This window comes from Streptomyces sp. iso_384, assembly GCF_056172905.1.
The window spans coordinates 7,421,100-7,434,312 of record NZ_JBWBTT010000001.1; the positions used below are offsets into that span (position 1 = coordinate 7,421,100).

13 protein-coding genes are annotated in these 13,213 nt (G+C 71.5%); 1 reads left to right on the top strand and 12 read right to left on the bottom strand.

The features are described from left to right. Window positions 1–281: 281 nt before the first annotated feature. The 6 genes from AC0VY3_RS33350 to AC0VY3_RS33375 form a co-directional block, all read right to left on the bottom strand. Window positions 282–479: a hypothetical protein gene (locus tag AC0VY3_RS33350; protein ID WP_032791540.1), complete on the bottom strand. Its 198-nt coding sequence runs from the start codon at window positions 477–479 to the stop codon at window positions 282–284. Between the two features lie 449 nt (window positions 480–928). Further along, on the bottom strand, window positions 929–2,470 hold the full coding sequence (locus AC0VY3_RS33355; protein WP_475551302.1) for a DUF7059 domain-containing protein: 1,542 nt from the start codon (window positions 2,468–2,470) through the stop codon (window positions 929–931). 87 nt (window positions 2,471–2,557) lie between these two features. Then, a complete protein-coding gene (locus AC0VY3_RS33360; RefSeq protein WP_103508576.1) occupies window positions 2,558–3,262 on the bottom strand; it encodes a prolipoprotein diacylglyceryl transferase in 705 nt (234 codons plus the stop codon). Window positions 3,263–3,567: 305 nt separating this feature from the next. Further along, on the bottom strand, window positions 3,568–5,997 hold the full coding sequence (locus AC0VY3_RS33365; RefSeq protein ID WP_475551303.1) for a sodium-translocating pyrophosphatase: 2,430 nt from the start codon (window positions 5,995–5,997) through the stop codon (window positions 3,568–3,570). Window positions 5,998–6,638: 641 nt separating this feature from the next. Next, entirely contained in the window at window positions 6,639–7,109 is a 471-nt protein-coding gene (locus AC0VY3_RS33370; protein WP_103508605.1) for an ATP-binding protein, read from the bottom strand. A gap of 205 nt (window positions 7,110–7,314) precedes the next feature. Next, window positions 7,315–7,668, bottom strand: a complete 354-nt coding sequence (locus AC0VY3_RS33375) for an STAS domain-containing protein (RefSeq protein ID WP_003967428.1) — start codon at window positions 7,666–7,668, stop codon at window positions 7,315–7,317. 79 nt (window positions 7,669–7,747) lie between these two features. Between AC0VY3_RS33375 and AC0VY3_RS33380 the strand changes: the two genes are divergently transcribed. Continuing rightward, window positions 7,748–10,219: a DEAD/DEAH box helicase gene (locus tag AC0VY3_RS33380; protein WP_475551304.1), complete on the top strand. Its 2,472-nt coding sequence runs from the start codon at window positions 7,748–7,750 to the stop codon at window positions 10,217–10,219. Between the two features lie 9 nt (window positions 10,220–10,228). On the opposite strand, the gene AC0VY3_RS33385 is transcribed toward AC0VY3_RS33380, so the two are convergent. The 6 genes from AC0VY3_RS33385 to AC0VY3_RS33410 form a co-directional block, all read right to left on the bottom strand. Beyond that, window positions 10,229–10,354 (bottom strand): TlpA family protein disulfide reductase, encoded by a 126-nt coding sequence (locus AC0VY3_RS33385; protein ID WP_278191872.1) that lies wholly within the window; start codon window positions 10,352–10,354, stop codon window positions 10,229–10,231. Beyond that, on the bottom strand, window positions 10,351–10,671 hold the full coding sequence (locus tag AC0VY3_RS33390; protein WP_475551305.1) for a TlpA family protein disulfide reductase: 321 nt from the start codon (window positions 10,669–10,671) through the stop codon (window positions 10,351–10,353). The genes AC0VY3_RS33385 and AC0VY3_RS33390 overlap by 4 nt, the downstream gene beginning before the upstream one ends. Before the next feature lie 178 nt (window positions 10,672–10,849). Then, the gene (locus AC0VY3_RS33395; protein WP_475551306.1) at window positions 10,850–11,506 is read right to left on the bottom strand and encodes an Rv3654c family TadE-like protein; all 657 of its coding nucleotides are present in this window, start codon (window positions 11,504–11,506) and stop codon (window positions 10,850–10,852) included. Next, window positions 11,503–11,883, bottom strand: a complete 381-nt coding sequence (locus AC0VY3_RS33400; RefSeq protein WP_181010814.1) for a TadE family type IV pilus minor pilin — start codon at window positions 11,881–11,883, stop codon at window positions 11,503–11,505. The genes AC0VY3_RS33395 and AC0VY3_RS33400 overlap by 4 nt, the downstream gene beginning before the upstream one ends. Window positions 11,884–11,998: 115 nt before the next feature. Next, entirely contained in the window at window positions 11,999–12,265 is a 267-nt protein-coding gene (locus AC0VY3_RS33405) for a DUF4244 domain-containing protein (RefSeq protein WP_475551307.1), read from the bottom strand. 112 nt (window positions 12,266–12,377) lie between these two features. Beyond that, complete coding sequence (locus tag AC0VY3_RS33410) at window positions 12,378–13,181, bottom strand: type II secretion system F family protein (protein ID WP_181010808.1); 804 nt, start codon at window positions 13,179–13,181, stop codon at window positions 12,378–12,380. Window positions 13,182–13,213: the final 32 nt, after the last annotated feature.

Genomic DNA, 13,213 nt, shown 5'->3' on the forward strand with positions numbered 1-13,213 from the left:
CTTCGCTCTTCTCTCCGGTCGACACTCGGTGGGCATCCGGGCAGCGTCGTGACGCTGCCCGCGGTGCTGTCGCTGCGGAGTGTGACGGTACAACCCGCCCCCGTGTCAAACGGCAAAAGCCCGCAACGGCCACTCGAACGGTAACCCGACTTCCGCCATTCCTGCCGCCCGGACCGCCGGGTCCGCGCCGTGCGGAGCTTCGGCCTGCGGCCTTTCGGAGGCGGTCACGGTGACCTTCGGAAGACCTGTCGTCCCGGGCTCCGCCCGGCCGGAGGCGAGGATCAGACGAGCGTGAAGCACCACACGCCGAGGCCGAGGAAAACTACGCCGAAGAGCGTCGTGAGTGCGGTGGAGGCGACGGGGCTCACACCGTGCGCCACCGGCGCGCGGTGCAGGGCTCGCGCCCCTGTCCAGATCAGGAGGGCGGCGCCGAACAGCGCCAGGGCCGTACCGGCGAAGACTGCTGAGACGCTCTCCATGTCGTACTCCTGGACCGTCGTGTGACCCGTCGGGCGGACCCGCCCGGGACGGGCCGGCCGGCCCGTCGGATCCGGACCTCGGCGGTCCGGCACGGGGAGGTTGTCACTCCGGGGCATCGTCCACACGAACCCGGGGTGAACAGCACTCTCCCGCCGCCCGGCGGAACACCATCGGCCGCTTACGGACCGGCATGGACCGGCCTCCGGAGAACGCAGGCGGGACCGTCCCGGGCACCGCGCCCGGACCGCGTGGTCCGACCGCGACCGGAATACGCGGTCCGGGCGCGTCGGAGGGAGCGCCGAGTACGAACACACTGGTGACAAGGTCACCGCCGCCCGAACGGGGAGCGGCCCCGGCCCGTACCGGAAGACAGCCGTACGGGCGGCCCCGGCCGGGACGGGAAGGCAGCCGTACGGGCAGGGCCTACGCCCGGCCGTACGGGCAGGGCCTACGCGCCCCGCACGCCCTGCTGTCCGACGCCGGGCACCGGCTCCAGGAAGCCCTCCTCGACCAGCAGCCGGATCGCCTGCGGGGTGCGGTCGCGCAGCAGCACCGGGTCCTCCGCCATCAACTGCGCGATGGCGTCCAGGATCCGCCCGGCGGGCAGCGAGCCGTCGGACACACCCGCGAACCCGGCGGCCACCGCGTCGACCTTGGTCGCCCGCATCATGCCGCGGTGCTGACGCAGCACCACATGCTCGGGGTCCTCCGCGCCGGGCAGGCCGACCTGCTCCTGCACGACCTCGGCGGCGAGGGAGAAGTGCCCGGCGAGCAGCGCCGCGTCGTCCTGGTCGCGGAGGTAGTCCTGGCGGGCGAAGTGGTCCTGGACGGCCTGCCCGAGCGGCTGCTGCACCGCGTGCGGCCACTCCTCGACGACGATCGAGGGGTTCCCGTCCGCCGCCGCGGCGGACTTGCGCAGGGTGATCCAGCCGAACCCGACGGCCGTGGCGCCCAGTGCCTCGAACTCGTCGAGCCACGCCTCGTACCGCTCGTCGTACTCCGCCGGATCGCTGCGGTGGTCCCCGCTGTCCCGCAGCCACAGCTCGGCGTACTGCGTGACGTCCTGCACCTCACGCTGGACGATCCAGGCATCGCAGCCGTACGGCACCCAGGAGCGCAGCCGGTCCTGCCACTCCTCGCCCTCCACGTGCTGCCAGTTGGCGAGGAACTGGGCGTATCCGCCGTCGTTCAGATGGTCGCCCGCCTGCTGCACCAGCGTGCGGCACAGGTCGTCGCCGCCCATGCCGCCGTCCCGGTAGGTGAGGCGGGCGCCGGGCGAGATGACGAAGGGCGGGTTGGAGACGATCAGGTCGAACGTGTCGGAGCCCACCGGCTCGAAGAGGGAGCCCTCGCGCAGCTCGGCGGGGTCGGCGCCGGACAGGGCGAGGGTGAGCCGGGTGAATTCCAGGGCGCGGGGGTTGAGGTCGGTGGCGGTGACCCGGGTCGCGTGCTGGGCGGCGTGCAGCGCCTGGATGCCGGAGCCCGTACCGAGGTCGAGGGCCGAGGCGACCGGCGTACGGACGGTGATGCCGGCGAGGGTCGTGGAGGCCCCGCCGACGCCGAGGACGACGCCCTCCTCACGCGAGCCGATCCCGCCCGCACCGCCGACCGCGCAGCCGAGGTCGGACACGATGAACCAGTCCTCGCCGTCCGGGCCCCCGTACGGCCGTACGTCGACGCTCGCGCGGACCGTGCCGTCGTCCGCCGCCCGGGTCACCCAGCCGTCCGCGACGCACTCGTCCAGCGGCAGGGCGGCGCGGGCCCGCTCCTCGGCGACGGGCCGCTGCAGGAGGAACAGCCGCACCAGCGTGTCGAGCGGGGTGTCGCCCCGGGTGGCCCGCAGCGCGGGGACGGTCTCGCTGCGGGCGAGGGCGGCATAGGCGGGCGCGCCGAGGCGGTCGAGGAGCCCGTCCGCGGTGAAGTCCGCGGCGAGCAGGGCCTCACGGAGGCCGGCGGCGTGGTCGGGTGCGGGAAGGCTGCTCTTACTCACCCACCCATTGTGTCCGGTCCCACCGACAACGGCAGCGGCCCGGACACCCGGCGGGTGTCCGGGCCGGGAGAACGGCGCTCAGGCCTTCTACTCCTCGGCGTCCTTCTCGGTCTTCTCGGAGTCCTTCTCGGTCTTCTCGGAGTCCTTCTCGGCCGAGTCCTTCTCCGAGGACTCCTTCTTCCCGGGGGCCGAGGCCTCCGGGGACGCGTCGGCGTCGGCCGCCCCGGAGCCGGAGGGGCCGGTCGAGGCGGTCGGCTTCTGGCAGCCCTTCTGCTTCGACATGGCAACGCCGACCTCGCCGGACTGGAGCTTCTTCAGCGCCTGGTCACCGCTGGTGCTGATCTTGTTCAGATCGTCGGCGATGCCCTTCAGCCCGTCGGCGAACTTCGCCTGATCCTTGGTGTCGAGCGCGTCGACGTCGGTCTTGAGGTCGGCGTACGCCTTGGAGGAGGCGTTGAGCTCCTTCACCGCTTCCTTCTGCGTGGTCTCGCCGTCGTCGACCGGCGGCGGACCCGCCGAGTCCACCGCGGCGCCCAGCGACTTGTACGCCTGGGAGATCTGCTGGAAGGCGGCCGAGTCGGTCTTCTGGACGTCGGCGGGCTTGCTGTTGTCCGCGGTCTGCTGCTGGATGGAGGCGTTGGCGTTGGCGATCTTCTGCAGTTGCGGCTGAACCTGGTCGCAGACTTTCTTGGCCCAGTCGTTGACCTTGTTGTCGCTGTCGTCGCTGCAACCCGACAGCGTCAGTACGAGTACCGCACCGCCGGACAGTGCGGCTGCAAGCTTCTTGTTCACCGGAGTGGTCCCTTCCAAGGCTCTCGGCCCCGGAACTTACACGCCGAGGGGGCGACAGCCGGGTGCCGGTCATCCGGTGTGCACGCTTTTGAAGCCATTTGCACCAAGGGAAATGAGGGAGATGCCACTCACGCAGAGAATCGGACGCACGAGCGATAACTCACCCGAAAGGCTGCTCCTGATCATTGCCCCGGGGTACAGGGCGTGGGCGGACGGCACATCAGTACGCACCGCCCGCCCACTCGCTGATCCCCCATCACACGCGACGCACGTCACTCGTCACTGGTCAGGACCGTACGTACGGATCACGGAGCCGCCGCGGGGTCCGGCGCGGGGACCGAGGGCCCGTCGCCTGCCGAGGCGTCGTCGTCACCCACGGCGATGCCTCGCCGCTTGGAGACGTACACGGCGGCGACGATGATCCCGATGGCGACGACGGCCACCAGTGCCCGCACCCAGGGGTTCGCGTCCGCGCCGTAGCTGAACTGCACGATCGCCGGAGCGATGAGCAGAGCGACCAGGTTCATCACCTTGAGGAGCGGGTTGATCGCCGGGCCCGCCGTGTCCTTGAACGGGTCGCCGACCGTGTCGCCGATGACGGTCGCGGCATGGGCCTCGCTGCCCTTGCCGCCGTGATGGCCGTCCTCGACGAGCTTCTTGGCGTTGTCCCAGGCGCCGCCGGAGTTGGCGAGGAACACCGCCATCAGCGTTCCGGTGCCGATCGCGCCGGCGAGATACGAGCCGAGCGCGCCGACGCCGAAGGTGAAGCCCACCGCGATCGGCGCCAGCACCGCGAGCAGGCCCGGTGTGGCCAGTTCACGCAGGGCGTCGCGGGTGCAGATGTCGACGACGCGCCCGTACTCCGGCTTCTCCGAGTAGTCCATGATCCCGGGGTGCTCGCGGAACTGCCGCCTGACCTCGTAGACCACGGAGCCGGCGGACCGGGACACCGCGTTGATGGCGAGCCCGGAGAACAGGAAGACGACCGCGGCGCCCAGGATCAGGCCGACGAGGTTGTTGGGCTGCGAGATGTCCAGGCTCAGCCCCAGCTCGCCCGCACCGGCCCCGACGTCCGCGACGGCCGTCGCGATGGCGTCACGGTAGGAGCCGAAGAGCGCGGACGCCGCGAGAACGGCGGTCGCGATGGCGATGCCCTTGGTGATGGCCTTGGTGGTGTTGCCGACCGCGTCCAGGTCGGTGAGGACCTGGGCGCCGGCCCCCGTGACGTCTCCGGACATCTCGGCGATGCCCTGGGCGTTGTCCGAGACCGGCCCGAAGGTGTCCATGGCCACGATGACGCCCACCGTGGTGAGGAGCCCCGTTCCGGCGAGCGCGACCGCGAAGAGCGCCAGCATGATCGACGTACCGCCCAGCAGGAACGCCCCGTAGACGCCGAGGCCGATCAGCAGCGCGGTGTAGACCGCCGACTCCAGGCCGATGGAGATGCCCGCGAGCACCACGGTGGCCGGACCGGTGAGCGAGGACTTCCCGATGTCCCGGACCGGGCGGCGGTTGGTCTCGGTGAAGTAGCCGGTGAGTTGCTGGATGAGCGCGGCCAGGACGATGCCGATGGCCACCGCGACCAGGGCGAAGATCCGCGGATCGCCACCGTGCTCGGTGATAGCCCCGTCGCTGACCCCGTCCAGATCGGCGTACGAGGACGGCAGATAGGAGAACGCGGCCACGGCCACCAGGGCGAGCGAGATCACCGCGGAGATGAAGAAGCCTCGGTTGATCGCGGTCATCCCACTGCGGTCGGCGCGACGCGGTGCGACCGCGAAGATGCCGATCATCGCGGTGACGACGCCGATCGCCGGAACCATCAGCGGGAAGGCGAGACCGGAGTCGCCGAACGCCGCCGTGCCGAGGATGAGCGCGGCGACGAGCGTCACGGCGTACGACTCGAAGAGGTCGGCGGCCATGCCCGCGCAGTCACCGACGTTGTCGCCCACGTTGTCGGCGATGGTGGCGGCGTTGCGCGGATCGTCCTCCGGAATGCCCTGCTCCACCTTGCCCACCAGGTCGGCGCCCACGTCGGCGGCCTTGGTGAAGATCCCACCGCCGACCCTCATGAACATGGCGATCAGCGCCGCGCCGAGGCCGAACCCCTCCAGCACCTTGGGCGCGTCGGCGGCATAGACGAGCACCACGCAGGAGGCCCCGAGCAGACCGAGTCCCACCGTGATCATCCCGACCACGCCACCGGTACGGAAAGCGATCTTCATCGCTTTGTGCGAGACGGCGGTGAGATCCTTTTCCGGTTCGCCCTCCGCCGGGGTCGCCTCACGCGCGGCCGCGGCCACCCGCACATTGCTCCGTACGGCGAGCCGCATGCCGATGTATCCGGTCGCCGCCGAGAAAAGCGCGCCCACCAGGAAGAAGAGGGAACGCCCCGCGCGTTGCGACCAGTTGTCGGCCGGCAGCAGGAACAACAGGAAGAACACGACGACGGAGAAAACACCGACCGTGCGCAGTTGTCGGGCCAGATAGGCGTTCGCGCCCTCCTGGACCGCCGCGGCGATCTCCTTCATACGTTCGGTGCCCTCGCCGGCCGCCAGGACCTGGCGTACGAGCAGCCGGGCGACGATCAGCGCGGCGACGGCGACGACCGCCACCACGATGACGATCAGCCGGTTGCCGTCCGTGAGTACCGCCGCCGCGAGGGAGACGGGCCGGTCGGAAAATGCGGATTCTTGCGTCAGTGCTGCCATTGGGGTGGTGAAGAACTCCGCCATACGTCCTCCTTGACGCTCAGCGCTCAAGTCGTGGACGGATTGTAGGGAGCGGAACCTGATCAAAACAGTGGGCGGGAAGAGAATTGATCGCTCTCCCCCCAACGCCGAAAGATCAGCGGAGAGATACTGCTCGAATGCAGTAATAGGGCAGACGCATTACCGCGCGGCCTCAAGCGAAAAAGGCCCTGCTCAACAGGGCCCGGCAAAACGAAACATCACATCCCCCGCACACCTCGGGCCCCACAGTCCGCAGGACCTCGGAGGCACAGGGCCACAGGACCGCAGGACCATCGGGCCGCAGGACCACAGGGCCGCAAGACCGCAAGACGAGCCTCAGCATCGCCCAGGGATCGCGGGCACGGCCCTCAGGGCCTGGGAATCACGGGCGCGGGTCGCGACACCTGCTCACGAGTACGGGCGCAGCCTCGATGCGCGAGGACAGACTCGGCCGGGCTCGCAAGCGCGGGCACAGCGCCTGGCGGGCCTGGCCTCAGGGCGGCCTGGGCGCGTGGCCAGGACCCTCCGGCCAGCCCGCGACCGTCGGTCACGGGTTCTCTCAGGGCCTCGGGCGGGTCTCACAGCCTCCAGGCCGGGTTCTCAGAGCCTCCGGGCGCGAGGGCTCACGGCCTGCGGGCGCGGCCTCAGGGGCGTACCGCTGCGACGGCCGTCGGCCAGCTCATGCGGATCACTCCGCCGCCCGCACCGGAACGGACCTCCACGTCGTCGACGAGACCGCTGATGACCGCGAGGCCCATCTCGTCCTCGCCCTCACCGTCCGACTCGGAGTCGGACCGGTCCAGCCCGGTTCCAGAGGCACCGGCGGCGTCGTGCGCCCCGGGCTCGGCGGAATCGCCGCCGGGGCCGGGCACGCTGTCCCCGACCTCGATGGAGAACGCCTTCTCCTCCTCGGTCAACGCGACGCTGACCGGCGCGGTGATGCCGTGACTGCGGTGCAGCCCGACCGCGCGGCTGCACGCCTCGCCGACGGCGAGCCTGACCTCGTCGAGCACCGCCTCGTCCACGCCGGCCCGGCGCGCCACGGCGGCCGCCACCAGGCGGGCCGTCCTGACATGTTCAGGCTGGGCGCTGAAGCGGAGTTCAACGGTGGCCATGCCATCCCCCTCGAACGTTCGGGCGTACGCCTCAGGGGCCCCGGGCGTGTCGCCCGGCACCCCTGCTCTTCTCCTCCGGAAGCCGACAAAGCCGACAGCCGACCCTGAGGTCGACCGCCTGCCCGTCACGGCCCATGCGCTGCCGCTGCCGCTGCCGGCCTGTTCACTGCCTGCCGGCCGGCCCGAGGGCCGGCCCGCTCCGACCTCAGTCGGTGGCGGCGACAGCCTCGTCGACCGTGGTGTGAATCGGGAACACCTTGGTCAGACCTGTGATCCGGAAGATCTTGAGAATGCGCTCCTGGTTGCAGACCAGGCGCAACGAGCCCTCATGGGCCCGGACACGCTTCAAGCCGCCCACGAGCACGCCGAGGCCGGTGGAGTCGAGGAAGTCGACGCCTTCCATGTCGACAACCAGGTGGTAGCTGCCGTCATTCACCAACTCGACCAACTGCTCGCGCAGCTTGGGCGCGGTATACACATCAATCTCGCCACCGACCTCGACGACCGTACGGTCGCCACCAGGGCCGGACACATTGCGAGTCGACAGGGACAGGTCCACGGATCCTCCAGCACCTTGCTATCGAGCGGTCGCCCCTCGCTCTCCCCGACGGAGGCCAGGGGACGGATCGCCAGCCGCGATGGCATTCAATCACTTACCAGCAGCCATGCACGACGCCTTGGGACCATTGTCCGTCACGCCAGTGACACACTCGGTGTCGATGGCCAAGAATCACCGTCCCGGACGACCACCCGAGAGCAGGGGCTCGCGCCCCTCTCCCGCCATGATCCTCGACCGGCTCGCCACAGGGGCGGGCCGGGCCGCGCGCATCACTCATACGGAGCACTTGCCCCCGCGATCGGGAACCCATGCCATCTGGCCGGATCGCATCCGGCCAGAAGTGATCTCGGCGATCGAAAAAGCCGGGATCGACCATCCGTGGGCACATCAGGCGGCCGCCGCCGAGCACGCGCTGGACGGCGAATCCGTTGTGATCGCCACCGGCACGGCCTCCGGAAAGTCGCTCGCGTACCTCGCGCCGGTCCTCAGCACCTTGCTGGACGGCTCCGAGGCCCCGAACGGCCGCGGGGCCACCGCCCTCTACCTCGCCCCCACCAAAGCCCTGGCAGCCGACCAGCGGCGCTCGGTGAAGGCGCTGGCGGTCCCGCTCGGCAACGCCGTCAGGCCCGCGGTCTACGACGGCGACACCCCGGTCGAGGAACGCGAATGGGTTCGGCAGTACGCGAACTACGTCCTGACCAACCCCGACATGCTGCACCGCGGAATACTGCCCTCCCATCCCCGCTGGGCGTCCTTCCTGCGCGCCCTGCGGTTCGTCGTGATCGACGAGTGCCACACCTACCGCGGCGTCTTCGGCTCCCACGTCGCCCAGGTGCTACGCCGTCTGCGCCGCCTGTGCGCCCGCTACGGGGCCGATCCGGTCTTCCTGCTGGCCTCGGCCACCGCCGCGGATCCCGCGGTCGCAGCCGGGCGTCTGACGGGCCTGCCGGTCCGGGAGGTGTCCGACGACGCCTCCCCGCGCGGCGAGCTGCTCTTCGCCCTGTGGGAGCCCCCGTTGACCGATCTGCACGGCGAGAAGGGCGCCCCCGTACGCCGTACCGCGACGGCCGAGACCGCCGACCTACTCACCGACCTGACGCTCCAGGGCGTCCGCTCGGTCGCCTTCGTACGCTCCCGGCGCGGCGCGGAGCTGATCTCGGTGATCGCCAAGGAACGCCTCGCGGAGGTCGACCGCTCGCTGCCGAAGCGGGTCGCCGCCTATCGCGGGGGCTACCTTCCCGAGGAACGCCGGGCCCTGGAGCGGGCACTGCACTCCGGCGAACTGCTCGGTCTGGCGGCCACCACCGCCCTGGAACTCGGCATCGACGTCTCCGGCCTCGACTCGGTCGTCATCTGCGGCTACCCGGGCACCCGGGCGTCCCTCTGGCAGCAGGCGGGCCGCGCCGGCCGCTCGGGACAGGGCGCCCTGGCCGTTCTCGTGGCTCGGGACGACCCGCTGGACACCTATCTGGTGCACCACCCCGAGGCGCTGTTCCGGCAGCCCGTCGAGTCGACCGTGCTGGACCCGGACAACCCCTACGTCCTGACCCCCCATCTCTGCGCCGCGGCCGCCGAGCTGCCCCTCACCGAGCCCGACATGGCACTCTTCGGTCCTGCCGTGCCCGAACTGCTGCCGCAGCTGGAGGCGGCGAAACTGCTGCGCAAGCGAGCCTCGGGCTGGCACTGGACCCGGCGCGAACGGGCCGCCGACCTCGCCGACATCCGGGGTGGGGGCGGCCGCCCCGTCCAGATCGTCGAGGAGGGCACCGGCCGCCTGCTGGGCACCGTCGACGCGGCCGCCGCCCACACGGCCGTCCACGAGGGGGCCGTCCATCTCCACCAAGGCCGCACCCACCTGGTCCGGAAACTGGACCTGGAGGACTCCGTGGCCCTGGTCGAGCAGGCCGACCCGCCGTATTCGACGGTCGCCCGCGACACCACGGCCATCACCGTCCTGGAGACCGACACCGAGATCCCCTGGGGCCAGGGACGGCTCTGCTACGGCTCCGTCGAGGTCACCAACCAGGTCGTCTCCTTCCTCCGCCGGAAACTGATCACCGGGGAGGTCCTGGGCGAGACGAAGCTCGACCTGCCGCCCCGCACCCTGCGCACCCGAGCCGTCTGGTGGACGGTCACCGAGGACCAGCTCGACGCGGCCCGGATCAACCCGGAGATCCTCGGCGGCGCGCTCCACGCCGCCGAACACGCCTCGATCGGGCTCCTGCCCCTCTTCGCCACCTGCGACCGCTGGGACATCGGCGGCGTGTCCGTACCGCTGCACCCGGACACCCTGCTGCCGACCGTCTTCGTGTACGACGGCCACCCAGGAGGCGCCGGATTCGCCGAGCGGGCCTTCCACACCGCCCGTACGTGGCTGACGGCGACCCGGGAGGCCATCGCGTCCTGCGAGTGCGAGGCGGGCTGCCCCTCCTGCATCCAGTCCCCCAAGTGCGGCAACGGCAACGAGCCCCTGCACAAAGGCGGAGCCGTACGGCTGCTCACCGAACTCCTCAAGGCCGCACCTCCGGAGCCGGATGGAACGAGGAGTTAGGAGTCGCTGTCAGACAGGCAACAGCGGTACGACCAACCGCTTCAGCTCCGTCTCGTCGATCGCTCCAATCCGTGCCGCAGCGATCCGCCCCTCCGGGTCGACAATGATCGTGAACGGGTATCCGGCGGTGTTCACCACGCCCTCCGGAAGCTGAAGGAGCTGTCGGCCCTGCGGGTCGTGCAGGCTCGGATACAGGAGCTCCGCGTCCTTCTCGAAGGCACGAGATCCTTCTCGAAGGCACGAGCCTTGCCGACCGACACATCTGTGTCGACCCCCACCACCCGCAGCCCCTTGCCCTGCAGTTCCTCGTGCACCCGGGAGAGCCCGGGGGCCTCCGCGCGGCATGGGCCGCACCACGACGCCCACGCGTTGACCACGACGCCCCTGCCCCGCAGCGCCTTCAGGCTGAACCGCCCGTCGCCGTCGACGCGTTCCCCCGCCATCTCCGGCATTTCCACCCGGTCCGCCCGGGCACTTCATCGGCGCGGGCCCGCCGGCACCGTCCGCGGGCGGGGGCGAGGGCGAGGGCGAGGGCGAGGGCGAGGGCGAGGGCGAGGGCGAGGGCGAGGGCAAGCATCCCGCCAGCGCTGCCAGCAGGATGTTCCATCGAGGCCGAGGTCCGTGGCGTCCTCACGTTCGTCGATGATGCCACCGGGGCCCCGGGCCGGCGCAGGTGCCCACCGCGAAGCACCCGGTCCGGACGGTGCGGGCGGCCTCGCCGGCCTCACCGGCCACCGTGGCGCGGGGCACGGTCGGGGGTCCTGCCCGAGATCTGACGGCGGGTTCGTAGGGCCCGAACCTCGAACGGGCGGTCACATCGGCGATCTCCCCGTGCACCGCGCAGCGAACGAGCACGGCACCCTGAGCCAGGGCTACCCGCCGAGCCGCCTCGCACGCCACCGACGCCCCTTCCAGCGCCCGGTCCGCTGCTGCGAGGGCCGCCAGATCCGCGGCTCCGCCTGCCCGGTGACGAGCAGCCACGGCCTGCCCCAGCGCGAGCACCACGGCGAACACGGTGCACAGAACGGCCGCGGTGACAGCCGCCCACACCGTGGCCACTCCCCGATCCGCACCCCGCCCCGCGGCCCGGCCCACGATCCACTCCACACCTCGGCCCCTGCCCCTGCCCCTGCCCCTGCCCCTGCCCCTGCCCCTGCCCAAGGCTCGGCCCACGCCAACGCCCTGCCTCCAGCCCCAGCCCCAGCCCCAGGCCCAGGCCCACCATCCGGGCACGTCCCGGCGACGACCCCCTTTCGGCCCCCGGCCCTCGCCCCCGCGCGCCCTCATAACCCGGCACCTCCCACCATTTCCGGAACCGCTTCCCCCACCCTCCGCCCCGTCGCTTCCCCCACCGTGTCCTCCGCCAGGGCAGCCGCCTCGGCGCTGAGCGTCAGGGCCAGCACGCCCGGCCCCGGGGTCGGCGCCTCCACCCGGACTCGCCACAGGTCTCCCGCCCGACCGATCTCGACCCGGGCGCCATGTGGCGCCGCGTCACGCGCGACTTCCAGCACCGCTGCCTCCGGCTCCGAGCGAGCCGCGGCCCGTGCCCCCGCCCGGGCCGCGTCCACGCAACGGATCTGGTCCGAGACCGCCATCAGCGCCCACAGCAGCGCCATGACGAAGGCCACCAGCACCGGGATCACCACAGCCGCCTCCGCGGTCACCGCGCCCCGGTCGCCACACCCGTAGCCGCTCGCGGTCCGACCTTGGTGCCGTCCCAGGAAAAGGCCGCCGTTCGAGGCCACAGGCCCCCTCTCCGGGCTCGGCACCGACGGGGTATCAGAAATTCGCATCGAGCGCGTCCTCGACCAGTGACTGCAGCGCCGACAGCACCGGCCCGCTGTTCACCACCTTGTAGAGCACCGCCGCGAAGGCGCACGCCGCAATGGTGCCCACCGCGTACTCGGATGTGGTCATTCCTCGATCGGACCGGCCGAGCCGCCCGGCCCACCGTGCGGACCACTTCGTCGGCAGGCCCAGCACCCTTGTGGACAGCCGGCCCCCGCGCAGTGCGCCGACGGTCCGGTCCCAGAGCTTCTTTTCCATTTCATCCCCCGATGAGCATCGATGACGAGCGGGTGCCCGAACGGAACACCCGTGAGTGAGAGCGAAATCAAATGACCAGAGGGTCACTGCCGGTCGCGCGACGCGCGCCGTCTCACCGGCCCGGACGGCCGGTCGCGAGCAGTTCGCCGGCCAGGCCGATGATCACCGGCGCCACCCCGACCGCCAGGAAGGCGGGGAGGAAGCAGAGGCCGACCGGCGCGGTGATCAGCACCCCGGCCCGTTGCGCCCGCGCCACCGCCGCACCGGCTCGCTCGGCGCGCATCGCCTCGGCCAGTCTGGCGACCGGCTCCGCGGCCGGGGCTCCTGTCGAGCCTGCCCGGTGCAGGCAGCGGGCCAGCGGACCTGCGCCCGGTATCTCCGCCAACCGGCCCCAAGCCTCGGCCGGTTCGCCGCCGAGGCGGATCTCGGCGGCGGTTCGGGCGAGCCGGTCGCCGACCGGGCCGCCGATGGATTCGCCCACCTCCTCGGCCGCTTCCCGGGGTCCTGCCCCGACCGCGATACAGGCGGCGAGCAGATCCGCGGCCAGCGGAAGCTGCCCGGCGATCGCGGCCCGATCCGGATGGGCACTGCCGGGAACAGGCCGGGGCCGGGTCCGCTGCCACCGCCATGTCCCGTACGCCGCGGCCGCACCGACGGCACAGCCCACCGCACCGCCGATCAGAACCCATCCGGTGAGCCAGACTCCGGCCGGGGCCGCCCACGGCCGAGCGGCCTCGGAGAGACCCGAACCACCGCTCGACCGGAACAGCGCGGTCATCCGGCTCCACCTGCCGGGCCGTGCCGCCGCGACCGTGTCCAACAGCAGCGCGCCCCGCCCGCGAACCGCTCGCTTCCGACACCTGGCGACGGTCACGGCCGCCAGCTGCACCGCCAGGCCCAGCACGGATACCGACATCCCCAGGCTGTGAAGAACTTCTCCGTCCACCG

Excerpts from the sequence above, each read along its gene's own strand:
- AC0VY3_RS33350 (WP_032791540.1), bottom strand. The coding sequence starts at position 479 with ATGGAGAGCGTCTCAGCAGTCTTCGCCGGTACGGCCCTGGCGCTGTTC.
- AC0VY3_RS33365 (WP_475551303.1), bottom strand. The coding sequence starts at position 5,997 with ATGGCGGAGTTCTTCACCACCCCAATGGCAGCACTGACGCAAGAATCC.
- AC0VY3_RS33370 (WP_103508605.1), bottom strand. The coding sequence starts at position 7,109 with ATGGCCACCGTTGAACTCCGCTTCAGCGCCCAGCCTGAACATGTCAGG.
- AC0VY3_RS33380 (WP_475551304.1), top strand. The coding sequence starts at position 7,748 with ATGGCATTCAATCACTTACCAGCAGCCATGCACGACGCCTTGGGACCA.
- AC0VY3_RS33390 (WP_475551305.1), bottom strand. The coding sequence starts at position 10,671 with ATGCCGGAGATGGCGGGGGAACGCGTCGACGGCGACGGGCGGTTCAGC.
- AC0VY3_RS33395 (WP_475551306.1), bottom strand. The coding sequence starts at position 11,506 with ATGAGGGCGCGCGGGGGCGAGGGCCGGGGGCCGAAAGGGGGTCGTCGC.
- AC0VY3_RS33405 (WP_475551307.1), bottom strand. The coding sequence starts at position 12,265 with ATGGAAAAGAAGCTCTGGGACCGGACCGTCGGCGCACTGCGCGGGGGC.
- AC0VY3_RS33410 (WP_181010808.1), bottom strand. The coding sequence starts at position 13,181 with ATGTCGGTATCCGTGCTGGGCCTGGCGGTGCAGCTGGCGGCCGTGACC.